This window comes from Nocardioides luteus (assembly GCF_014648595.1).
Lineage (GTDB): Bacteria > Actinomycetota > Actinomycetes > Propionibacteriales > Nocardioidaceae > Nocardioides > Nocardioides luteus.
Genome location: NZ_BMRK01000016.1, coordinates 54,249 through 74,901, shown reverse-complemented (window position 1 = coordinate 74,901; position 20,653 = coordinate 54,249). Strand labels below are relative to the sequence as shown.

The 20,653-nt window shown below is 70.5% G+C and carries 16 protein-coding genes and 1 tRNA gene; 11 read left to right on the top strand and 6 right to left on the bottom strand.

The annotated features are described in order from the left end of the window. The first annotated feature begins 14 nt into the window (after nucleotides 1-14). The 6 genes from IEY81_RS18345 (at nucleotide 15) to IEY81_RS18320 (ending at nucleotide 7,690) form a co-directional block, all read left to right on the top strand. Nucleotides 15-2,993 carry an alpha-mannosidase gene (locus IEY81_RS18345; RefSeq protein WP_189119939.1) on the top strand — a complete coding sequence of 993 codons (2,979 nt, stop codon included), beginning with the start codon at nucleotides 15-17 and terminating at the stop codon, nucleotides 2,991-2,993. 111 nt (nucleotides 2,994-3,104) lie between these two features. Then, nucleotides 3,105-4,664: a TIGR03767 family metallophosphoesterase gene (locus IEY81_RS18340; RefSeq protein ID WP_189119938.1), complete on the top strand. Its 1,560-nt coding sequence runs from the start codon at nucleotides 3,105-3,107 to the stop codon at nucleotides 4,662-4,664. A 129-nt stretch (nucleotides 4,665-4,793) separates the two neighbouring features. Beyond that, nucleotides 4,794-5,207: a DUF3052 domain-containing protein gene (locus IEY81_RS18335; RefSeq protein ID WP_189119937.1), complete on the top strand. Its 414-nt coding sequence runs from the start codon at nucleotides 4,794-4,796 to the stop codon at nucleotides 5,205-5,207. 90 nt (nucleotides 5,208-5,297) lie between these two features. Next, a complete protein-coding gene (locus IEY81_RS18330; RefSeq protein ID WP_189119936.1) occupies nucleotides 5,298-6,971 on the top strand; it encodes an AMP-binding protein in 1,674 nt (557 codons plus the stop codon). Further along, nucleotides 6,968-7,432: a redoxin domain-containing protein gene (locus tag IEY81_RS18325; RefSeq protein ID WP_189119935.1), complete on the top strand. Its 465-nt coding sequence runs from the start codon at nucleotides 6,968-6,970 to the stop codon at nucleotides 7,430-7,432. The genes IEY81_RS18330 and IEY81_RS18325 overlap by 4 nt, the downstream gene beginning before the upstream one ends. Nucleotides 7,433-7,617: 185 nt before the next feature. Continuing rightward, nucleotides 7,618-7,690, top strand: a tRNA-Val gene (locus tag IEY81_RS18320). A 123-nt stretch (nucleotides 7,691-7,813) separates the two neighbouring features. Here IEY81_RS18320 and kilB read toward each other — a convergent pair. Beyond that, a complete protein-coding gene (kilB, locus tag IEY81_RS18315) occupies nucleotides 7,814-8,218 on the bottom strand; it encodes a plasmid transfer protein KilB (protein WP_189119934.1) in 405 nt (134 codons plus the stop codon). 178 nt (nucleotides 8,219-8,396) lie between these two features. Between kilB and IEY81_RS18310 the strand changes: the two genes are divergently transcribed. Beyond that, nucleotides 8,397-8,981, top strand: a complete 585-nt coding sequence (locus IEY81_RS18310) for a hypothetical protein (RefSeq protein ID WP_189119933.1) — start codon at nucleotides 8,397-8,399, stop codon at nucleotides 8,979-8,981. Nucleotides 8,982-9,075: 94 nt separating this feature from the next. Here IEY81_RS18310 and IEY81_RS24535 read toward each other — a convergent pair whose 3' ends face one another. Then, nucleotides 9,076-10,851 (bottom strand): GMC family oxidoreductase N-terminal domain-containing protein, encoded by a 1,776-nt coding sequence (locus tag IEY81_RS24535; RefSeq protein ID WP_189119932.1) that lies wholly within the window; start codon nucleotides 10,849-10,851, stop codon nucleotides 9,076-9,078. Next, nucleotides 10,844-11,713 carry a hypothetical protein gene (locus IEY81_RS18300; protein ID WP_189119931.1) on the bottom strand — a complete coding sequence of 290 codons (870 nt, stop codon included), beginning with the start codon at nucleotides 11,711-11,713 and terminating at the stop codon, nucleotides 10,844-10,846. The genes IEY81_RS24535 and IEY81_RS18300 overlap by 8 nt, the downstream gene beginning before the upstream one ends. Before the next feature lie 173 nt (nucleotides 11,714-11,886). On the opposite strand from IEY81_RS18300, the gene IEY81_RS18295 reads away from it, so the two are divergent. Together IEY81_RS18295 and IEY81_RS18290 are read left to right on the top strand one after the other, a co-directional pair. Next, nucleotides 11,887-13,137, top strand: a complete 1,251-nt coding sequence (locus tag IEY81_RS18295; protein ID WP_189119930.1) for a PucR family transcriptional regulator — start codon at nucleotides 11,887-11,889, stop codon at nucleotides 13,135-13,137. A gap of 181 nt (nucleotides 13,138-13,318) precedes the next feature. Continuing rightward, nucleotides 13,319-15,406, top strand: coding sequence for an MMPL family transporter (locus IEY81_RS18290; RefSeq protein WP_189119929.1), 2,088 nt, complete (start codon nucleotides 13,319-13,321; stop codon nucleotides 15,404-15,406). Here IEY81_RS18290 and IEY81_RS18285 read toward each other — a convergent pair. Continuing rightward, nucleotides 15,363-16,586: an MFS transporter gene (locus IEY81_RS18285; protein WP_229787979.1), complete on the bottom strand. Its 1,224-nt coding sequence runs from the start codon at nucleotides 16,584-16,586 to the stop codon at nucleotides 15,363-15,365. The two genes, IEY81_RS18290 and IEY81_RS18285, sit on opposite strands and share 44 nt — an antisense overlap. An 84-nt stretch (nucleotides 16,587-16,670) precedes the next feature. Here IEY81_RS18285 and IEY81_RS18280 point away from each other — a divergent pair, with 84 nt between their 5' ends. Next, on the top strand, nucleotides 16,671-17,594 hold the full coding sequence (locus IEY81_RS18280) for a LysR family transcriptional regulator (RefSeq protein ID WP_229787978.1): 924 nt from the start codon (nucleotides 16,671-16,673) through the stop codon (nucleotides 17,592-17,594). Between the two features lie 37 nt (nucleotides 17,595-17,631). Here the strand turns inward: IEY81_RS18280 and IEY81_RS18275 are convergent, their stop codons facing one another. Together IEY81_RS18275 and IEY81_RS18270 are read right to left on the bottom strand one after the other, a co-directional pair. Beyond that, the gene (locus IEY81_RS18275) at nucleotides 17,632-18,291 is read right to left on the bottom strand and encodes a response regulator (RefSeq protein WP_189119927.1); all 660 of its coding nucleotides are present in this window, start codon (nucleotides 18,289-18,291) and stop codon (nucleotides 17,632-17,634) included. Next, nucleotides 18,288-19,541: a sensor histidine kinase gene (locus tag IEY81_RS18270; RefSeq protein WP_189119926.1), complete on the bottom strand. Its 1,254-nt coding sequence runs from the start codon at nucleotides 19,539-19,541 to the stop codon at nucleotides 18,288-18,290. Before IEY81_RS18270 ends, IEY81_RS18275 begins: the two co-directional genes overlap by 4 nt. A gap of 144 nt (nucleotides 19,542-19,685) precedes the next feature. Here IEY81_RS18270 and IEY81_RS18265 point away from each other — a divergent pair, with 144 nt between their 5' ends. Then, the gene (locus IEY81_RS18265) at nucleotides 19,686-20,600 is read left to right on the top strand and encodes a type II CAAX endopeptidase family protein (RefSeq protein WP_189119925.1); all 915 of its coding nucleotides are present in this window, start codon (nucleotides 19,686-19,688) and stop codon (nucleotides 20,598-20,600) included. Nucleotides 20,601-20,653 lie beyond the last annotated feature (53 nt).

The following is a 20,653-nucleotide window of genomic DNA, read 5'->3' as shown; positions in this document are numbered from 1 at the left end:
GCTAGGTTGTCCGGATGCACGATGACGTACACCTCACCGAAGGCCGGGTGAGCCGGGTCGTCAAGGAGCGGTTGTGGCCGGCGGTCCACACCGTCTCGGCGCCGGTGAACGTGGCATGGCACGAGCTTCCGGGCGAGCCGATCCCGCCCGCCGAGGGCCTGGCCCTGGGCTATGAGCCGGTCGAGGTCGGCACCGGCTGGGGACCGGCCTGGGGGACCACCTGGTTCAAGGTCACCGGGACCGTGCCGGAGGAGTGGGCCGGGAAGCGGGTCGAGCTGGTCTGCGACCTCGGCTTCGACGTGACCCGGACCGGCTTCCAGTGCGAGGGGCTCGTCTACGCGTGCGACGGTGCGACCGGCGAACCCGTGCCGGTGAAGTCGCTCAACCCGCGCAACCAGTGGGTGCTGGTGGCCGAGGAGGCGAAGGGCGGCGAGGAGGTCGAGCTGTTCGTCGAGGCCGCTGCCAACCCGCTGCTGCTCGAGCACCATCCCTTCCAGCCCACGCAGCAGGGTGACCTCCGGACCTCCTCGCCGCAGAGGCTCTACACGACCCGGCGCGTCGAGCTCGCCGTCTTCGAGCCGGAGGTCTTCGAGCTCTGCCTCGACCTGGAGACGCTCCACGAGCTGCAGTTCGAGCTGCCGGAGGGGCCGCGGAAGTCGCGCATCCTGCAGGCCCTCGACGACGCCCTGGACCGCGTCGACCTGCAGCGGGTGCCGGAGACGGCAGCCGAGGCCCGCACGGCGCTGGTCGACGTGCTCGCGGCGGGCGCGCACGACTCCGCCCACCGGATCGCCGCGATCGGTCACGCCCACATCGACTCCGCGTGGCTGTGGCCGGTGCGCGAGACGATCCGCAAGGTCGCCCGGACCGCCTCCTCGATGACCGAGCTGCTCGATGAGGACCCCGAGTTCCGCTACGGGATGTCGTCGGCGCAGCAGTACGCCTGGATCAAAGAGCATCGGCCCGAGGTATATGCGCGGGTCAAGGAGGCGGTCGCCGAGGGCCGGTTCGTCCCGCTCGGTGGAATGTGGGTCGAGTCGGACACCACCATGCCGTCGGGGGAGTCGCTGGTGCGCCAGTTCCTCTACGGCCAGCGGTTCTTCGAGGCCGAGTTCGGGATCCGCTGCAAGGGCGTCTGGCTGCCGGACTCCTTCGGCTACAGCCCGGCGCTGCCGCAGCTGATGAGGCGGGCCGGCTTCGAGTGGTTCTTCACCCAGAAGATCTCCTGGAACCAGGTCAACCGGTTCCCCCACCACACCTTCGAGTGGGAAGGCATCGACGGCTCCCGCATCCTGAGCCACTTCCCGCCGATGGACACCTACAGCTCCCAGCTCTCCGGCGCGGAGCTCGCCAAGGCGTCGCGGCAGTTCCGCGAGAACCGCGTCGCCACCGGGTCGATCGCTCCGGTCGGCTGGGGCGACGGTGGTGGCGGCACCACCCGCGAGATGGCCGGCAAGGCCCGCCGGCTCGCGGACCTGGAGGGCTCCGCCCAGGTCGCCTGGACCCATCCCGACGACTTCTTCGCCGAGACCCGGGCCGAGCTGACCGAGCCGCCGGTCTGGGTCGGCGAGCTCTACCTCGAGCTCCACCGCGCCACCCTCACCTCCCAGCACCTCACCAAGCAGGGCAACCGGCGCTGCGAGCACCTGCTGGTGGAGGCCGAGCTGTGGTCGGCCACGGCGGCCGTCCGCGGCCTTCTCGACTACCCCTACGACGAGCTGGACGAGCTGTGGCAGCAGGTCCTGCTCCAGCAGTTCCACGACATCCTCCCCGGCACCTCGATCGCCTGGGTGCACCGCGAGGCCGCGGCGCAGTACGCCCGGGTCGCCGAGGCGGCCACGGCCATCATCGAGCGCGCGCTCGCGGCCCTCGCCGGTTCCGGATCGGTCGCGCTCATCGCTGACGGTCGCGCCGGGTCCGTCCTGGCGGCCGAGCCCGCGCCAGCCGTCTCCGTGGTCGAGCAGGACGGGACGTACGTCTTGGGGAACGGGGTCGTCGAGGTCACCGTCTCCGCCGAGGGGCTGATCACCTCTGCGGTCGACCTGGCGACCGGGCGCGAGGCGATCCCGGCCGGTGCCGAGGCCAACCTGCTGCAGCTCCACCAGGACTTCCCGAACATGTGGGACGCCTGGGACGTCGACCGGTTCTACCGCAACCGGACCACCGACCTGCGCGAGGTGACCTCGATCCAGATCACCACCGACGGGCTGGTCATCGAGCGGTCGATCTCCGCGGACTCCTCGACCACGCAGGTGCTCTCGCTGGCTCCTGGATCGCGCGTGCTCGACATCGCGCAGACCACCGACTGGCACGAGACCGAGAAGTTCCTCAAGGTCGCCTTCCCGCTCGACATCCGTGCCGAGCAGACGCTCGCCGAGACCCAGTTCGGCTACCACCGCCGCCCGACCCACACCAACACCAGCTGGGAGGCGGCGAAGTTCGAGACCTCGATGCACCGCTGGGTGCTGGCCGAGGAGCCCGGCTTCGGGGTCGCGCTGGTCAACGACTCCAGCTACGGGTTCGACGTGACCCGGCCGACCGCGCTGACGACCGAGCTCCGGCTCTCGCTGCTGCGCGCACCGCGGTTCCCCGACCCGGAGACCGACCAGGGGATGCAGACCCACCGCTACGGCCTGGTCATCGGGGCCTCCGCCGAGACCGCGACCGAGGCCGGAGCCGCGCTCAACACGCCTGCTCGGTCGCTCGCCGGCGCCCGGGCGGTCGAGCCGTTGGTCACCGTCGCCGGGGAAGGGCTCGTGCTCTCGAGTGTGAAGCTCGCCGCCGACCGCTCCGGCGACCTCGTCGTGCGCGTCTACGACTCGCTCGGCGCCCGTACGCAGGGAGAGCTGCGCGTCTCGGAGCCGTTCGAGCGGGTCGAGGAGGTCTCGCTCCTGGAGGATCCGATCGGCGAGGTCTCCGCGGGGGAGGAGGGCGCCGTCGCGCTGACGCTCGGCGCCTTCGAGGTCCGCACCCTGAGGTTCCGGCGTGGCTGATCGGGACCGGGTGTCCGCACCGGCCGACCGATGGGTCCGCTGCTGGGGTTCTGGGAGTATCGTTCGCGCTCGGACGGCGGCGGCCGGCCACGAGAGAAGAGGGCTGCGTAGATGGGTGTGACGAGCGAGAGCGGGCGGATCGTCGCGGGTGGCCGCAAGGGCCCCTACGTGCGTCTGGCCGAGGGGCCGCAGGAGCGCCACGTCTCGCGCACGGAGCTGGCTCGGAAGCCGGAGAAGCTCGGCGATCCGATCCTCACCGTCGCCCACCTGTCCGACATGCACATCTGCGACCACCAGTCGCCGGCGCGCGTCGAGGTCCTGGACCGGCTCAAGGACGCCGACAGCACGGCGCGCGACCTGATCGACCAGGTCGGGACGTACCGCGCCCAGGAGCTGCTGACCGCGCAGGTCGGCGCCGCGATGGTCGAGGCGATCAACGAGATCACCGAGGGCCCCATCGGCGGCGGGCCGCTCGACCTGGCGATCGCGACCGGCGACAACACCGACAACGGGCAGTACAACGAGCTCGACTGGTATCTGACCCTGCTCGACGGCGGCCGTCTCGTCCCCGACTCCGGCGACATGCTCCACTACGAGGGCGTCGCCACGCTGCCGGACAAGCGTTTCTGGCACCCGCAGGGCGAGACGTACGACATGCGCCGTGGCGACCGCGGCTTCCCGCTCGTCCCCGGGCTGCTGAAGGCGGTGCGGAAGGCGATCGACTCGCCCGGGCTCGAGGTGCCGTGGCTCGCGGTGAACGGCAACCACGACGGTCTGCTGCAGGGCACCGTGCCGGGCAACGAGATGATCAGCGAGGTCGCGGTCGGTGACATGAAGGCGATCGCGATGCCCGAGCACTGGACCGACGAGGCCAAGGCGAAGCTCATCGCCGGGCTGGTCTCCGGCGACCCGGCGGCGTTCGGGATGCTGGCCGAGCTCGAGCCGTACGAGGTGACCGCAGACCGGCGCCGCCGGCAGACCACGCTGCAGGAGTTCATCGACTCCCACGTGCACGACGAGGCGAAGCCGGCCGGTCACGGGTTCCGGGCCGGCGGCGAGTCCTACTACCGTCACGACGTAAACGACGAGGTCACCTTCGTCGTGCTCGACACCGTCAACCCGGCCGGCGGCTTCCAGGGATCGATCGACGCCGAGCAGCTGGAGTGGCTCGACGCCGTGCTCGCCTCCACCGACTACGACGAGCGGCTCGCGGTCATCGCCAGCCACCACGACGTCGCCTCGCTGGTCAACGACATGGGCGGCGAGGGCGCGAGCCGGCGCGTGCTCGGCGACGAGATCGAGCAGACCGTCTCACGTCACGAGAGCGCTGTGCTCTGGCTCAACGGTCACACCCACCGTACGTCGGTGAAGCCCCGCGGCTCGTGGTGGGAGGTCACCGCGCCGTCCCTGATCGACTGGCCGCAGCAGGGCCGGGTCATCGAGCTGATCTCCGACGGCGACGTCCTCACCATCGCGACCACGATGCTCGATCACGCCGGCCCGGCGCGCTGGAGCGGGTCGATCGAGGAGGTCGGCCACCTCGCCTCGCTCTCGCGCGAGCTCGCCGCGAACGACTGGCAGGGGCCCCAGGGACCGCTCGCCGAGCACCCCTGGGCAGGCACCGCCCAGGACCGGAACGTGCTCCTCCATCTCCTCGATCCGAGGGCCTGAGGCACCTCCGACACGCCGTTGTCTAGCGCTCGACAGGGGGTTGGGGTTGCGTGGGCCAGCGTTCTCCGCTGGACTACCACCACAAGTTCGTGCAAGCGGCATGGACGTGACCACTTGGAGGAAAGACACGTGAGCTCGACCGCAGCCACAGGGCCTGCGGACCGGCTGGGCCTCAAGTCCGGCATGGTCATCCAGGAACTGGGCTGGGACAACGATACTGATGACGAGCTGCGGGTCGCCATCGAAGATGCCGTCGACGCGGACCTGGTCGATGGCGAATACGGCAACGTCGTCGACGCCGTGCTGCTCTGGTGGCGCGATGACGACGGTGACCTCGTCGACGGCCTCGTCGACGCGCTGACCGACCTCGTCGGCGGCGGAGTCATCTGGCTGCTGACGCCGAAGGTGGGGCGCCCCGGCGCCGTCGACCCGGCGGACATCGCAGAGGCCGCACCCATCGCCGGACTGTCCCAGACCACCACCGCAACTGTGAGCAAGGACTGGGCCGCGACGCGTCTGCTGGCGCCGAAGACCCCTGCCTGATGGTCGCGTCTCTCGGGGCCGACCGTCCGGGCCGTCGGGCCGGTGGACACCCGCGGGGGTCCTCGGATGAGCGTCGCTAGACTCCCGACGGTGATCTCGACTACGGCTGCCAAGGCACGCACCGCCGGTTCCGCGGTGAAGATCCTCGCCGGCTCCGGCATCGTCCGGCCGGTCAACCCGCTCGGGCTGGCACGCACCGGCCTCACGCTCGCACGCTGGGGCACCGGTCCGGCCGGAGGGTTCATCGGCCTCGCCCACCGTTACCCGCGCCGCACCGCGGTGATCGACGAGCTGGGCTCGTTGACGTACGCCGACCTCGACCGCCGCTCCAACGCGATCGCCAGGGCCCTGGCTGCCCGGGGGATCGGTGAGGGCGACGGGGTCGCGATCATGTGCCGCAACCACCGCGGGTTCATCGACGCGACCCTGGCGGTGGCGAAGCTGGGTGCCGACGCGCTCTACCTCAACACCGCGTTCGCGGGGCCGCAGCTCGTCTCCGTGCTCGAGCGGGACAAGCCCGCGCTGGTCATCCACGACGAGGAGTTCACGGGCCTGCTGGCCGACGCGACCTCGGCGGAGCGCCTGGTCGCGTGGGTGGATTCCGAGGATCCGGGGGCGACCCTGGAGTCGCTGGTCTCCGGCGACCCGCGGCCGGTGCCGCCGCCGAAGCGGCACGGCCGGATCGTGATCCTCACCTCCGGCACCACCGGGGCGCCGAAGTCCGCACCGCGCCAGGAGGCCGGGATCGACGCGGCGGTGGCGCTGATGTCACGGATGCCCATGAAGGACGGCTGGCGTTGCTTCATCGCCGCCCCGCTCTTCCACACCTGGGGGATCGCCCACCTGCTCTTCGCCGAGCTGCTCGGCACCACCATGGTCCTGCGTCGCCGGTTCGACCCCGAGGACGCGCTGGCCACCCTCGCCGAGAGCCGGGCCGACTCGTTCGTGGTGATCCCGGTGATGATGCAGCGCATCCTCGCGCTGCCGGAGGAGAAGCTGGCTGCGTACGACCTGGACGGGATCGCCTCCCAGCTCAAGGCCGTGGCGTCCTCGGGCTCCGCGCTCCCCGGCGACCTGGCGCTGGAGTGGATGGACCGCTTCGGCGACACCCTCTACAACGTCTACGGCTCGACCGAGGTCTCCTACGCCTCGATCGCCGACCCCGTCGACCTGCGCGAGGCGCCGACCTCGGCGGGCAAGGTGCCGTGGGGCACCCAGATGAAGATCCTTGACAACGACGGTGTCCCGGTCCCCGACGGCGAGGTCGGGCGCATCTTCGTCGGCAACGGGCTGCTCTTCGAGGGTTACACCAGCGGCGGCGGCAAGGAGGTCGTCGAGGGCCTGATGGCGACCGGCGACGTAGGTCGGTTCGGGCCCGACGGTCGGCTCTACATCGAGGGTCGCGACGACGACATGATCGTCTCCGGCGGTGAGAACGTCTTCCCGCAGGAGGTCGAGGACTGCCTGATGCGTCACGAGCTCGTCGCCGACGCCGCCTGCGTCGGCGTCGACGACGCCGACTTCGGCAAGCGGCTGCGCGGTTTCGTGGTGCTGGTCGACGGCGCCGAGGTCGACGAGGGTACGGTCGAGCAGAAGCTGAAGGACTGGGTCAAGGACAACCTGGCCCGCTTCAAGGTGCCGCGCGAGATCGTGGTGACCGATGCCCTGCCGCGCAACGCGACGGGCAAGGTGCTGCGGCGCGAGTTGGCGACCTGGGACGAGGGATCGGACGGATCCGACGGTGAGAGGGCAGCGGGGAAATGAGCGGACTTCAGATCGGAGGGCCGGCTCCGGACTTCACGCTTCGTGATCAGTTCGGCGCCGACATCACCCTCTCCGACTTCCACGGCAAGAAGGCGATCGCGATCTTCTTCTTCCCGTTCGCGTTCTCCGGTGTGTGCACCGGCGAGATGAGCGGCCTGCGCGACCGCCTCGACGAGTTCGTCACCTTCGACACCGAGGTCCTGGCGATCTCGTGCGACGCGGTCTACGCCATGCGCCAGTTCGCGGACACCGACCGGCTCAACTTCTCGGTGCTCTCCGACTTCTGGCCGCACGGCGAGGTGTCCAAGGCCTACGACGTCTTCAACGAGCGCAACGGCGCCCCGCGCCGCTCCTCGTACGTCATCGACAAGGCCGGCCTCGTGCGTTGGTCGGTCCACAACGACAACGCCGACGGCCGCGACCTCGACGAGCACCTCCAGCAGCTCCACGCCGCTGTCTGAGCAAGTAGTTTACTAGTCATCAAAGTTCCGTTAACAGGGTGGTTACATCCCTTTTCCGATGCCCTGGGCGGGATCTAGAGTTCTAGCTGTTGAGCCGCTGATGACCCGAGACGTCAGCGGCTCAACTTCCATTTACGGCCCAGTTGGTGGGCCGTGCCCCTGATCGCGTACTCTTGGGGCGCTTCGGACGCATAGCTCAGTTGGTAGAGCGCCTCCCTTACAAGGAGGATGTCAGGGGTTCGAGTCCCTTTGCGTCCACCCCCTTGTTTTGCCAGGTCAGGGGCCCTGTTCGAGTCACTTTTCGAACCGCGTCTGTTGATCGGTGTTGCTCGCCGCCTCTAGATAACCGCGTGAGCGGTCGATGAACTGCTCGATCGCCTCTCACGAGGCTTCGCACGCCGCCAGGTACTCCTCGTGGGAGCAGTCCGGGTCGATCGCGTCGATGGTTGCGATGACCTGGGTGCCGACCTCGATCAGGTCGTCGCCGGGAATCAGAAGACGGAGGCGGATGCGGTGGTCGAAGACGACGGTGCGGAGCGCGTAGACCTCGTCGCGACTCGGCTCCGGGTCGGCGCGGCGGGAGCCGTTGAGCACGTGCCAGCGGTCCATGCGCGCTTTGCGGTAGCTGTGCAGTGCGCCGCCGTAGGCGGCGAAGGCCTCGAGGCGGTTTCGGCGGAGGGTCTCGGCTTGGGCCAGCGAGCTCTGCTGGCGGACGGTGCTGCGCTGGATCAGGTACGTCCCGGCGGAGCCGATCAGGGTGCCGAGGATGGCGATCAAACTGGTCATGATGGCCTGCACGGACCTACCCAAGCACCCTCAGGGCGACACGGCTAGGGGATCACGGTTCGCTGACCTGTGCCCGGATATTCGTTCGGTGACCTCACATTCCCGGGCCTAGTCTCGTCGGGACATCGATGAACCCATCAGATGGAGCGCGAAGGGGTCTGGCGTGACGGATCGACAGATGACGAGGGAGCCCGCGGGGGTCTCGGAGCGTCCGTACGCAGCGCCGACGCGTTTCGTCGTGGTGGTCGGGCTCGGCATCGCCCTGTGGTGCATCGGGTTCGCCGCGATCAGCGTCTGGTTCGAGGCGACCGACCGCTTCGCGACCGGCACGTACGCAGCGGAGGCGGACGCGCTCTCGGTGATGAACTGGGTCGTCGTGGTGCTCAAGGTGCTCGGAGCGGCGGCCGCCCTCCTCGCGATCAGAGCCCGTCCGGTGGCGCCGCGGATCACCGGCCTGGTGCTGTGGGGCGCCTTCTCCACCGTGACCGTCTACGTGCTCGGCAGCCTCACCCAGGCGGTCGTGATCCTCACCGGCATCGCCGGAGACGGCGAGGGCGTCGACGCCCGGTCGACCGCGTACGTCCTGGCCTTCCTCGTCGCCTCCGTCGGCTTCGGGATCCTCGCGGTCTCCTACGCACGCCGGGTCCGGATGTCCCGCTGGCTGATCGCGCTCGGTGTGCTGGGCGCTCCGGTCGTGCTCGGCGGCGTGCTCGTCATCGCCCCGGCGCTGCTGAGAGCGGCCGGGCTCCTCTCCGCAGGCTGAGAGACCTTCCCTGACGTACGTCCTCGCCGGGAGACACGTGGTGGGCCTGGCTCACCCCCCCATACTCGAGACAGGCCCACCACGCTCGCTCACCTCAGAGGTCGAGCTCCTGCAACCGCTTGCTGATGCGGTCGTCGGTGGAGACGACCAGGTCGTCGTGGCCGACGAACGGGTCACCGTCGAAGTACTTCGTGTAGAGCTTCTCGGCGGTGCGGGTCGAGAGGGCCTGGCTGGTCAGCGTCGGGTTGGGGCCACCGGCGCAGTTCGACATCGCGGAGTTGTCGGCGATGAAGAGCCGCTTGACCCAGCGCGCCTCACCGGTCGGGTCGAGCACCGAGTTCTCGGCGGAGCGTCCCATCCTCATCGAGGACTGCACGTGCAGGATCAGCGGCGGCCAGTCCAGCCGGAAGACCTTGCGAGCACCAGCGCCACGCTGGACCTCGACCGCCTTGCGTACCAGCGCCTCGCGGTTGTTGCGGGTGCGGCCGGAGCGGTTGCGGTGGTGGAACTCCACCTTGGACACAGCGCCGTGCTCGTCGCCCGGCAGCGCCGAGAGGGTCGCCCGGTTCTGGGCCTCCACGTCGTCGTCGGTCATCACCAGGATGAACATGAGCCGGTCGATCCCGTTGCCCATCAGCTCCTTGAGCTCGGGTCCGACGAAGCGTCCGGCGTCGCCGTCCCACGGACCGGTGCCGCCGCGGCCGTTGCCGTAGTGGCCCCGGATGCCGCTGTCGGAGAACGTCGCCGCGAAGGAGGCGATGGCCGGCGGGATGCCGACCTGCATGATCGCGCCGTGCGGCGGGAAGTCCAGGCGTGCTCCCGAGCCGACGCCGCGGCTGGCACCGGTGTCCTCGTCGAAGACGCCGACCACCCAGTCGAAGTAGTGGTCGGTGTAGCCGCGACCGACCCAGTCGTTCGGGTTCGGGAGACCGCTGTTGAACCACAGCCGAGGGTTCTCGGTGCAGCCTGCCGACATCACCACGACCTTGGCGTCCTCGCGATGGATGTCGCCGCTGGCGCCGTCGCGCCAGGTGACGCCCGTCGCGGTGGTCTCGCCGCCGACCTCCTCGGTGTGGATCTGCATCACGAACGCGTCGGTGATCAGGTCGACGGGCTTGCCGCCTTCGGCCCACACGTCGGCGGTGAGTGCCATCGGCATGTAGCTGTTGTCGGTGGAGCGCTTGGCGAACTTGTTGCGCGGCGCCCGCGCCGGTCGCATGCACCCCTGGAAGCAGTGTCCGCACATCGTGCAGCCGGTCGCCTCCGGGTAGACCAGCAGGTTCTCGTCGCGGGTCCGTCCGGCGTGGCCACCGGGCTGCAGGATCGCGTTCTCCTGGGGACGGTACGCCGGCCCGGTGGTCGTGCGCTGTGTCTGCACCGGGAGGCCGGTGGTCTCGCAGCCCTTCAGGAAGAGTGCCTCGTTGGGGCCCATCGCGGCGGTGGAGATCGGAGTGGTGTCCTCGACCCGCTGGAAGTAGGGCAGCATCTCTTCGTAGCTGAACGGGAACAGATGGTCGACGTCGTAGCGCGACTTGTCGCGCCCCTCATAGCCTTCGAACACCCCCGGGTAGGCCCGCGGCGAGTTGCCGAAGTAGTGCTGGGTGGTGCCGCCGACGCCGGAGACCTGCCAGAGGAACGAGTTCTGCGGGGTCTCCCGGAACCATGCCGGCTTGCTGCGGTCGGCGGGCCCGAAGCGGAGGAAGCCGGTGAGCGGGTTGTTGGCGTCGTTCTCGTACGACGTCCACTCGCTGCGCGGGTCCGCGCGGCGCGGTCCGGCCTCCAGCACGAGCACGTCGAGGCCCTTGGCGGCGAGCTCCTTGGCCACGACAGGCCCACCGGCGCCTGCGCCGATCACGATGACGTCACGCATGCGACACCTTCTTCCGTCCCTGGTAGTAGCCGCGGAAGCTGTCGTAGCCCTCGGCTCGGTGGTCGTAGTGGGCGAGCTTCCAGCCGACCGGCCGCCCGTCGAGGGTCTTCGACTTCGGGTCGAAGGCGGCGTACTCGCTGTAGGTGCCCCACGCGGTGAACTCGATGACCGCGCCGGCCACGAACTTGAGGACGCCGGAGACGGTCTCCGCCAGTGGCTCGGGCAGGTTGACGTCGAGCTTGGCGACCAGCCCGCTCTCGGTCGTCTCGATCATCTCGAACGCCTTGGCCTTGTCCGCGAAGGACAGCCGGGCGAACGGCGAGACGAAGAGCCCGTTGACGCTCGCCGGGTTGACCTGGGTGGCCACCAGGTTGAGCAGCCCTGCGACCGGCAGCGACAGCGGGATCGTCTCGTCGGTGGCCAGCAGCTTGGTGAGGGCGTTGTCCAGGGCGAGGACCTGGCCGGGCAGGAGCGAGAGCCCGGGGACGTCGACGTTCGAGCCGGCGAGACCGGTCGCGAGAGCCTGGGTGGCGTAGCGGACCGTGGTGTCGGGCAGCCCGACGAAGTCGTCGAGGCTGTCCATCAGGAACTGCGGGGCCTTGGCGGCGATCGCGCCGGGCGTGCCGTCCGCGGTCCCCTGAGCGTGGGAGTAGGCGTCGTCACCGGGAACCACGAATGCTGCCAGCCCCTTGTACGTGTCCAGCGACAGCGTCTGCAGCAGCTGGCGGAGAACGCCCAGATCGAGCGGAGCCGCGGTGGCCGGCCCGGCGGAGAGGATGCCGCTCGCCAGGCCGCTGCTCGCCAGGCCGAGAAGCCCGATCCGAGCGAGGAAACTTCGGCGAGCGATCATAGGGTCTTCCATGGGACCTCCTGGTCGTCAGAGTTGAGTCACCCGAGTGACCGGACTCACACCGGCCAACCAGATGAAACAACGATGCGCGTCTCGGCCACAATGAGCCGCCGACCCACGATCCTCGGCGTGGCGGTGTGCGGCGCGCACAACCACCGAGGTCCGGGCTGGCCTAGAGTCGGAGCATGAGCGCACCGATCGACCTGGACGATCAGACGCGCCAACGCCTCTCGCGCTTCCGTCTCGAACGACTGGACGCGCTGGCCGACGAGGCCGTGGAGGCGCTGATGCTCTGTTATCCCGGCTACCACCGCGAGGTGCCCAGGGACGATCTACTTCATTCCTGCCGCACCAACGTCGACCAGGTCCTCGAGGCCATGGAAAGCAGCCCGGACGAGCATTCGAGGTCCGAGCCTCCCCTTCTCGATGCTGCTCGCGCGACCGGCCACCGACGCGCTGAGCAGGGGTTGGCACTCGATGTCGTGCTCCGGTCCTTCCGGGTCGGCGGGCGGATCCTGTGGGAGAACATGCACCGTGAGCTGGGGCCGGAGATCGACGCGGCCGATCTGCGCGAGCTCGGCACGCGGCTGTGGGTCTCGATCGACGAGAGCTCGGCCCAGGTCGCCTCGGCCTATCACGCGACCGAGCGCAACATGCTTCGTTCGCACGAGCAGCACCGAGCTGCTCTGTGGGATGGCATGCTGACCGGTCGGGCGGAGGACGCCGGCTTCGCCCTCGAGGCCGCTCGGCTGCTGGGCATCCGGGCCGACGCGAGTCATCGCGTGGTCGTGGCCGACCCGAGCGGTGGCGACGTCGCAGCCGATCTGGAGGCGAGCTTGGCACCGGCGAGGACGAGTGCCAGCTTCGTACGTCGTGCCACCGACGTGGTCGGAGTGGTCAGCGGGTCCACGGAGGAGCTGGCGCGAGCCGAGGACCTGCTGGGCGGCAGCCGCCAGCGGGTCGGCATCTCGCCCCGGGTCGACACGATCCGGGAGATCGGGGCCGCCTACCGACAGGCCACCCTGGCCCTCGCCAGTCTCGGCGGCGGGCCGGGAGTCGCCGGCTTCGACCAACATCTGCCCGACGCCCTGCTGCTGTCGATGCCCGACATCGCCGACCGGTTGATCACGCTCTGGGGAGCACCGCTGCTCGAGCTGCCGGAGTGGGAGTGCTCGACACTTCTCGACACGCTCGAGGCGTGGGCCGCCACGGAGGGCTCGCCCCAGCGGGCCGCGGAGCAGCTCTACTGTCACCGCAACACGGTCATCAACAGGCTTCGGCGGGTGTCGGCGCTGCTCGACCGCGAGCTCACCCGGCCGGTCCCGCTCGAGCTGACCCTCGCCCTGCGCGCCATCCGGCTCCGTACGCTCCACCCCCGGTCGAGCCCCTCGGGCGTGCTCGCCCAGACGAGCGCGTACTCGACAGCGCCGCACTGACGCCATGTCCTGTGCGGCCTGCACAAGGAGGAATCACTGCGAACTCGTGGGGCCATGTCTCCCGGACCGCCAGCGGGTTAAATAATGAGCGTCGGGGGTACTGCTCCCACATTCGACCCATCCGATGGCGCCAGGGTTCCGAATCCCTTCGCGTCCACGAACGAATCGGCGATGGAGCCCCATGAAAACCCTTGCTCGACTGCAGACCGGACGCATCTCATCGTGGGTGGTCCTGGCCGTCGCAGCGCTCGTCCTCGGCGCCCTCTTCGCGATGCTGCCGAAGGGGTCGGGCGACTCGGTGCCGCCGTCCGCGGCGCCTGACGACGCCGACTCCTCGCAGGTCGAGGAGCTGCTCCAGAAGTTCCCCGACGCCGACCAGAGCCTGGCCCTGGTGATCATCGCGAACTCCGACGAGCAGGAGTTCTCCGCGGATCAGATGAAGTACGTCGAGGGCGTCACCGCGCGGCTGGCCGAGGAGGCGATCGCGCCGCAGGCCGTACGCCCGCAGCTGAACAAGGAGAAGTCGGCCGCACTCATCGCGGTGCCGGTCGAGGGGGCCTCCCAGACGGAGTCCGACGCCATCGTCGACCAGGCGCAGGCGCTCCGAGACCTGGCGGACGAGGGCAAGCCCTCCGGCGTCGACGCCTACCTCTCCGGGCCGGTCGGCTTCCAGGCCGACACCGTCAACGCCTTCGCCGGCGCGGACGTACGCCTGCTGGTCGTCACCGCGAGCGTGGTCGCGCTGCTGCTGATCCTCACCTACCGCAGCCCGGTGCTGTGGCTGGTGCCGCTGCTGGTCGTCGCGACCGGTGACGGCCTGGCGCGCTTCGTCGTCAGCGCCATCGCCGAGGAGTTCGACATCCCCGTCGACGCCTCGATCATGGGCATCCTGTCGGTGCTGGTCTTCGGGGCAGGCACCAACTACGCGCTGCTGCTGATCGCCCGCTACCGCGAGGGGCTGCTCACCCACGACGACAAGCGTGAGGCGATGCGCCAGGCCGTCACCGGGGCCGGCCCGGCGATCCTCGCCAGCGGCAGCACCGTGATCCTCAGCCTGCTGATGCTGCTCTTCGCCAGCCTCTCGGGCAACCGCGCGCTCGGGCTCGCCTGCGCGATCGGCAGCGGCATCGCGCTGGCCATGTCTCTCCTCGTCCTTCCCGCCGCCGTCGTGGTCTGCGGTCGCGGCCTGTTCTGGCCGTTCATCCCGCGCCCCGACGCCGACCGCGTCGCCAAGCCGTCCATCTGGGGCCGGGTCGGCCAGCGCGTACGCAAGCGGCCGGCCGTCGTCGCGGCGGCGACCGTCGCGGTGCTCGGTGTGCTCACCTTGGGGCTCCTGGGTGCCGGCATCGGGCTCAGCCAGACCGACCAGCTGATCGGCGACCCGGAGTCCGTGCAGGGGGAGCGGGTCGCGGCCGACGCCTTCGGCAGCGACTACGGCACCTCGCTGACCGTGCTCGCGCCTGCCGACCAGGCCGACGCCGCGGTGAGCGCGGCCGAGGATGTCGAGGGTGTCGAGAAGGCGACCGTCACCGGCAGCGCAGAGGGCTGGTCGCGGCTGATGGTCGACCTCGAGGCCGAGGCGCAGTCCGACGCCGCGTTCCAGGCGATCCGCGACCTGCGCGAGACCTTCGCCGACGACGCCGATCTGAAGGAGACGCTGGTCGGCGGGCAGGACGCGCTGGCGCTGGACGAGGCCGATGCCGACGCCGACGACCGCTTCCTGATCATCCCGCTCATCGTCTTGGTGGTCTTCTTCGTCCTGGTCGTGCTGCTGCGCTCGCTGCTCGCGCCGGTGCTGCTGATCCTCACGGTGCTGGCGACGTTCTTCGCCAGCCTCGGGGCCGGCAACTTCCTCTTCCAGAACGTGCTCGGGTTCCCGGCGTTCGACACCCGGGTGGTGCTCTACTCGTTCCTGTTCCTGGTCGCGCTCGGTGTGGACTACAACATCTTCCTCACCACCCGCGCCCGCGAGGAACGCGACCGGCACGGCACCCGCGACGGAATGCAGGAGGCGCTGAGCGTCACCGGCGGGGTCATCACCAGCGCCGGCATCGTGCTGGCGGCCGTCTTCGTCGTGCTCGGCGTGCTCCCGGTGGTCGCCCTGGCCCAGATCGGCACCATCGTCTGCATCGGCGTGCTGCTCGACACCCTGATCGTGCGCACCCTGCTGGTCCCGGCGCTCGCCTTCCTGCTGGGGGAGCGGTTCTGGTGGCCGGCCAAGCGGGTCAGCGAGGAGCGGCGTACGGCCTCGTCGGTGGCTGCGTCCTGACCTCCTCGGCCGGGTCGGGGAGGAGCGCGCGGGCGATGGTGAAAGCGATCAGCACGATCGCGATCACCATGGCCGCCGTCCCTGCCCACCCGGCTGCGAAGGCGAGGCCGCCGAGCCAGCCGAAGAGGCTGGAGCCGGCGTAGTAGAAGAGCGTGTAGAGCGAGGTCGCCTGGGTGACGCCGCTCGTCGCCATCGGCCCCACCCAGCCCGAGGCGATCGAGTGCGCCGAGAAGTACGCGGTGGTGAACAGCAGCAGCCCGACGAGCACCGACGTCAGCCGCTCGGGGACCGTCAGCGCGGCACCGAGCACCATGGTCAGCGACGAGGCCAGGAGTACGCGGCGGCGACCGAACCGCGCTGCGAAGGTGGCTGCCAGCCGGGCTGAGACCGCACCGGAGAGACCGGCCAGGAAGATCACCGCGGTCAGCGCGGGAGGCAGGCCGAAGGGCTCCATCTCGAGCCGGTAGCCGAGGTAGTTGAAGACGGCGACCTGGGCGCCCATCAGGAGGAACCCCTGCGCGTAGAGCGCGAACTGGCGGGGGTCGGCGAGGTTGACGAGCATCCCCTGCCACATGCCGTGGCGGGGCTGCTCGGCTCCGGCGGCACGGCGCTCGCGCGGCAGCGCGATCACGGTGACCGCCGCGCCGAGCGCACTGAGGGCACCGGCCACGAGCGCCGCCACCCGCCAGTCGGCCAGATCGGCGATCGGCGCGGCGATCAGACGTCCGGCCAGGCCGCCGACGACCGTGCCGGAGATGTAGGTCGCACCCGCCGTCAGGGCTGCGCGCCGCCCGACCTGCTCGTTCAGGTAGGCGAGCGCGAGCGCCGGGGTGCCGCCCAGCGCGACCCCCTGCGCGACCCGGAGCCCGACGATCAGCGGGAACGAGGTCACGAACGGGAGGAGCAGCCCGATCAGCGCCGCGGAGACGATCGCGATCCGCATCGCTCTGGCCCGGCCGATCCGGTCGGCCACCCACGACCAGGCGAGCGCCGCGACGGCCAGACCGACCGTCGCGCCGGAGATCGTCAGCGCGGCCTGCGAGGCGTCGACCGCGAAGTCGCGGCTCAGCGCCGGGATCAGCGCCTGCGGATAGTAGAGCTGGACGAACGTCGTCAGGCCGAGCGCGACCAGCGCGATGAGCACGCGGCGGTGCTCGGGGAGGCTCGTCCGTTCGTCCACGCTCATCACGCTAAGGAGCGAAGAACCTTGCGTCCAATGCATCTTTGAGCGTGGAAGAATGCTGATACGCATAGGATCAACGGCGTGGACACCACCGCACGTCACGTACTCCCGCTGCTCCCCGCCCTCGCCGCGCTCGCCGAGACCGGACAGACGCTCGCGGCCGCCGACCTGCTGCAGATGCCGCAGCCGACGGTGAGCCGCATGCTCACCCGCCTCGGTCGCGAGCTCGGCGTGGACGTGGTCGAGCGGCAGGGGCGAGGACTGCGCCTGACCCGTGCCGGGGAGGCGCTCGCCCCGCACGCCGCCGCGGCGGTGGCGGCCGCGACGGCAGGCATCGAGGCGGTCCAGGCCCAGGAGTCGGGAGCCCGGGGCCGCATCGCGCTCGCCTTCCAGAGCACCCTCGGCGAGCGGGTCGTCCCGGCGCTGGTCAAGGCGTTCCTCCAGGAGCACCCCGGTGCGTCGGTCGACCTGATCCAGACCTCCCGCCCCAGCTGCCTGGCCGCCGTCACCGACGGCACCGCCGAGGTCGCGCTGATCTCCCCGCTCGAGGAGGCCTCGGGCATGCGGCAGTGGCGGCTGCACACCGAGCCGCTCGTCCTGGTCGTGCCGCGAGGTCACCGCCTCTCGACGCGCACCCGGGTGGGTTTCGAGGAGGCGGCCGAGGAGACCTTCATCTGCATGAAGCGCGGCTACGGCATGCGTACGCTGCTGGAGGAGCTCGCCACCGCCAGCGGCGTCACGCCCACCATCGGCTTCGAGGGCGACGACCTCGCCACCCTCCGCGGGCTGGTCTCGGCCGGGCTCGGCGTGAGCCTGGCGCCCCGCGACCCGCACGGCGCCGCAGGCTGCGTCGAGGTGCCGCTGACCGACCCGCAGGCCGTGCGCCACATCGGCGCCTGCTGGCTCGACCGCCGCCCGTCCACGCTCGCCGCCGACTTCCAGGACCTGCTCCGTCGACGTGGTCGCCGGCTCACCGAGATCGGCCTGCGTCCCCTGGCCGGGTGACCCTCGTCCGGGAGGGCGACCAGGCCTGAGGCCCGGCTCAGCGCTCGATGAGCCCCGACTGGTAGGCCCAGACCGCGGCCTGGAGGCGTGACTTCACCCCGAGCTTGGGCATCATCCGGGCGAGGTGGGACTTCACCGTCGAGATCTCCAGGACGAGCGCCTGCGCGATCTCCTCGTTGGACATGCCCTCGGCCAGGTGGAGGAGGATGTCGAGCTCGCGGGTGGTGAGGAGCTCGCTGGCGCGGGCGGCGGTGACCGGCTGCGTACGCCTCCGGTTGACGACCTCGCGCAGGACCCGGCGGGTCAGCGAGGTGTCGAGGGTGCCGTGGCCGGCCGCGACGGAGCGGACGGCGGCGACGATCGCGTCGGGGTCGGCGTCCTTGAGGAGGAAGCCGGAGGCTCCGGCCTCGAGGGCGCCGAAGACGTAGTCGTCGATGTCGAAGGTGGTCAGCACGAGCACCGGGATCGGGTCGGCGACGTCGGGGCCGCAGAGCTCGCGGGTGGCGCTGATGCCGTCGCGGCCGGGCATCCGGATGTCCATGCAGACCATGTCGGGGCGCAGCGCGAGCGCCTGCTCGACCGCGGCGGCACCGTCCTCGGCCACCGCGACGACCTCGATGTCGGGCTCGGTCTCCAGCAGCGTACGCAGCCCGGCGCGCACCAGCGGCTGGTCGTCGGCCACGACGACCCGGATCATCCGGCCACCTCCGCGGTCGCGGCGACGGGGATCCGCAGCAGCGTCTGCCAGCCGCCGTCGGCGGTCGGACCGGACTCGAGGACGGAGTCGGTCAGGTCGGCGCGCTCCTGCATGCCGACCAGCCCGAGCCCGTGCCGCTTCGGCGCATCGGCGGGCGGGGCCGGGCGAGGAGGCGGGCCGTTGCGCACCGTCACCACGACCTCCGCCGGGTCGCGGGCGTCCAGGACGACCTCGCAGCGGGCACCTGGGGCATGCCGGGCGGCGTTGGCGAGGCACTCCTGAACCGTGCGGTACGCCGAGAGCTGGGCGAGCGGACCGACGCGGGCCGCCGCCTCGGAACCGAGGGTGGAGAGCTCCACCTCGAGGCCGGTGCGGCGGGCCGCCTCGACGAGATCGGCCAGATGGGAGAGCCGCTCGTGGCCGCTCTCCTGCTCGGTCTGCCCGGGGCTGCGCAGCAGGGAGACGAGGCCGCGGAGCTCGCGCAGCATCGCGGTGCTCTGGGTGCGGACCTGGCGTACGGACTCCTTCGCACCCGCCGGGTCGGTGTCGATCTGCCGCTCCACCGCACCGGTCATCACCGCGATCCCGGTCAGGTGGTGGGCGGCGATGTCGTGGAGCTCGCGCGCCATCGCGGTGCGCTCCTCGGCGATCGCCGCCGCGATCTGCGCGGACTCCTCGCGGTCGACGGCGAGCGCCAGGTCGCTCCGCGCCGACCGGGCATCACGGCGCGCTCGCACGGTCACCGCGAGGAGAGCGGGCGCGACGACCACGCCCGCGCCCTGGACGAGGCCGGCGAGGACCGCCGTGCGGACCGAGACGCCGATGTCCGTCTGGCTCAGGCAGGTCCCGAGCGCGACGAGCAGTCCCGCTCCGACCAACGCACCGGCCAGTGCACGAGCCCGGCGGGGGAGCGCCACCGAGATCACCGCCGCCCATACCGCCACCACTACGGCAGCCACGGCGAGGCTGGTGCCGTCGCCTGCGCCGGTCAGCGCCAGCACGACCGAGGCGGCGGCGACGCACAGCAGCACCGTCAACGGTCGCGAGCGCCGCCAGAAGAGCAACCCAGCCTGAGCGGTGAGCACGACCAGCGCGGCCCACCAGCCGACGCTGCCGAGAGCAGGGCTTCCGTTGACCTCCGCCTCCGTGGCCTCGACGACCGGCGTCACCACCAGCAGCGTCGTGGTGATCAGCCAGACCACCACAGGCGCGATCAGTCTCGGCAGCATTCGGCTCCTCGTCTCGTTCACGCCCTCATCCTTTCCGCTGCCGGTCCCGGTCACCAGCATCTTTCGATGCAACTTCCGGGTTCGCACTTTTGCCCGGCGCGACCGGGGCCGCCGCGTTCGTAGGTTCAGATCCGCCAGGAAACGACACGGCGAAGGGAAACGATCATGACCACCACAACCCTTCCGGTGACCGAACCGGACCACGGCCTACGAGGATTCGTACGCCGCCACGAGCTCCCCACGTTCTTCGTGCTCGCCCTCGCGGCGAGCTGGCTGGCGTGGACGCCCTATGTGCTCTCCAACAGCGGCCTCGGAGTCATCGACCTGACCTTCCCCGGTGGCGTCATCGGCGGCCAGCTGCTCGGGATGCTCCCGGGCGCGTACCTCGGCCCGATCGGCAGCGCCGCCCTGGTCACCGGGCTCGTCGGTGGCCGCGCCGGGTTGCGCGCCTGGGTGCGGGGGATGTGGCGCTGGCGGGCGAGCTGGCGCTGGTACGCCGGCATCCTGCTCGGCGTCCCCGCCGCGATCATCGTCTCGGTCCAGATCACCGGCGGACAGATGGCGGAGCCGTCTCAGGCGTGGCTCTTCGTGCTGGTGGCGTACGTCCCCGGGCTGCTGATGCAGATGATCACCACCGGTCTCGCCGAGGAGCCGGGCTGGCGCGACTTCGCCCTGCCCCGGCTGCAGCGACGCGTCGGTCCGCTGGGCTCCGCCTTCGTGCTCGGGCCGATCTGGGCGCTGTGGCACATGCCGCTCTTCCTGACCGACTGGGGCGGCTGGCCGGAGGTCAGCTGGTTCGCGCCGCTCGTCTTCGCCGGTTTCTGCTTCACCTTCGGCATCGTGATGACCTGGGTCTTCAACCGCACCGGGCAGAGCCTGCCGCTGGCGATGCTTCTGCACGTCAGCGTCAACAACTTCGCCTCGGTGGCCTTCAGCGAGCTCTTCCCCGGCGTCGACGCCGACCAGTTCCAGCTCGCGCTGCTGATCGGCTCGGGCATCGTCGCGGTCGCCCTGGTCGCCGCGACACGCGGTCGGCTGGGTTACGACCCGGAGCGAGATCTCTTTACTCATCGGGTATGAATGCACCTGTCACGAACATCTCGTGGATCCTGTTCGCCCGACCCTGACAAGAG

What these genes read in the sequence shown, in the direction of transcription:
- IEY81_RS18345 (WP_189119939.1), top strand. Translation starts at nt 15, where the DNA reads ATGCACGATGACGTACACCTCACCGAAGGCCGGGTGAGCCGGGTCGTC.
- IEY81_RS18340 (WP_189119938.1), top strand. Translation starts at nt 3,105, where the DNA reads ATGGGTGTGACGAGCGAGAGCGGGCGGATCGTCGCGGGTGGCCGCAAG.
- IEY81_RS18325 (WP_189119935.1), top strand. Translation starts at nt 6,968, where the DNA reads ATGAGCGGACTTCAGATCGGAGGGCCGGCTCCGGACTTCACGCTTCGT.
- kilB (WP_189119934.1), bottom strand. Translation starts at nt 8,218, where the DNA reads ATGACCAGTTTGATCGCCATCCTCGGCACCCTGATCGGCTCCGCCGGG.
- IEY81_RS18310 (WP_189119933.1), top strand. Translation starts at nt 8,397, where the DNA reads ATGACGAGGGAGCCCGCGGGGGTCTCGGAGCGTCCGTACGCAGCGCCG.
- IEY81_RS24535 (WP_189119932.1), bottom strand. Translation starts at nt 10,851, where the DNA reads ATGCGTGACGTCATCGTGATCGGCGCAGGCGCCGGTGGGCCTGTCGTG.
- IEY81_RS18300 (WP_189119931.1), bottom strand. Translation starts at nt 11,713, where the DNA reads ATGGAAGACCCTATGATCGCTCGCCGAAGTTTCCTCGCTCGGATCGGG.
- IEY81_RS18295 (WP_189119930.1), top strand. Translation starts at nt 11,887, where the DNA reads ATGAGCGCACCGATCGACCTGGACGATCAGACGCGCCAACGCCTCTCG.
- IEY81_RS18290 (WP_189119929.1), top strand. Translation starts at nt 13,319, where the DNA reads ATGAAAACCCTTGCTCGACTGCAGACCGGACGCATCTCATCGTGGGTG.
- IEY81_RS18275 (WP_189119927.1), bottom strand. Translation starts at nt 18,291, where the DNA reads ATGATCCGGGTCGTCGTGGCCGACGACCAGCCGCTGGTGCGCGCCGGG.
- IEY81_RS18265 (WP_189119925.1), top strand. Translation starts at nt 19,686, where the DNA reads ATGACCACCACAACCCTTCCGGTGACCGAACCGGACCACGGCCTACGA.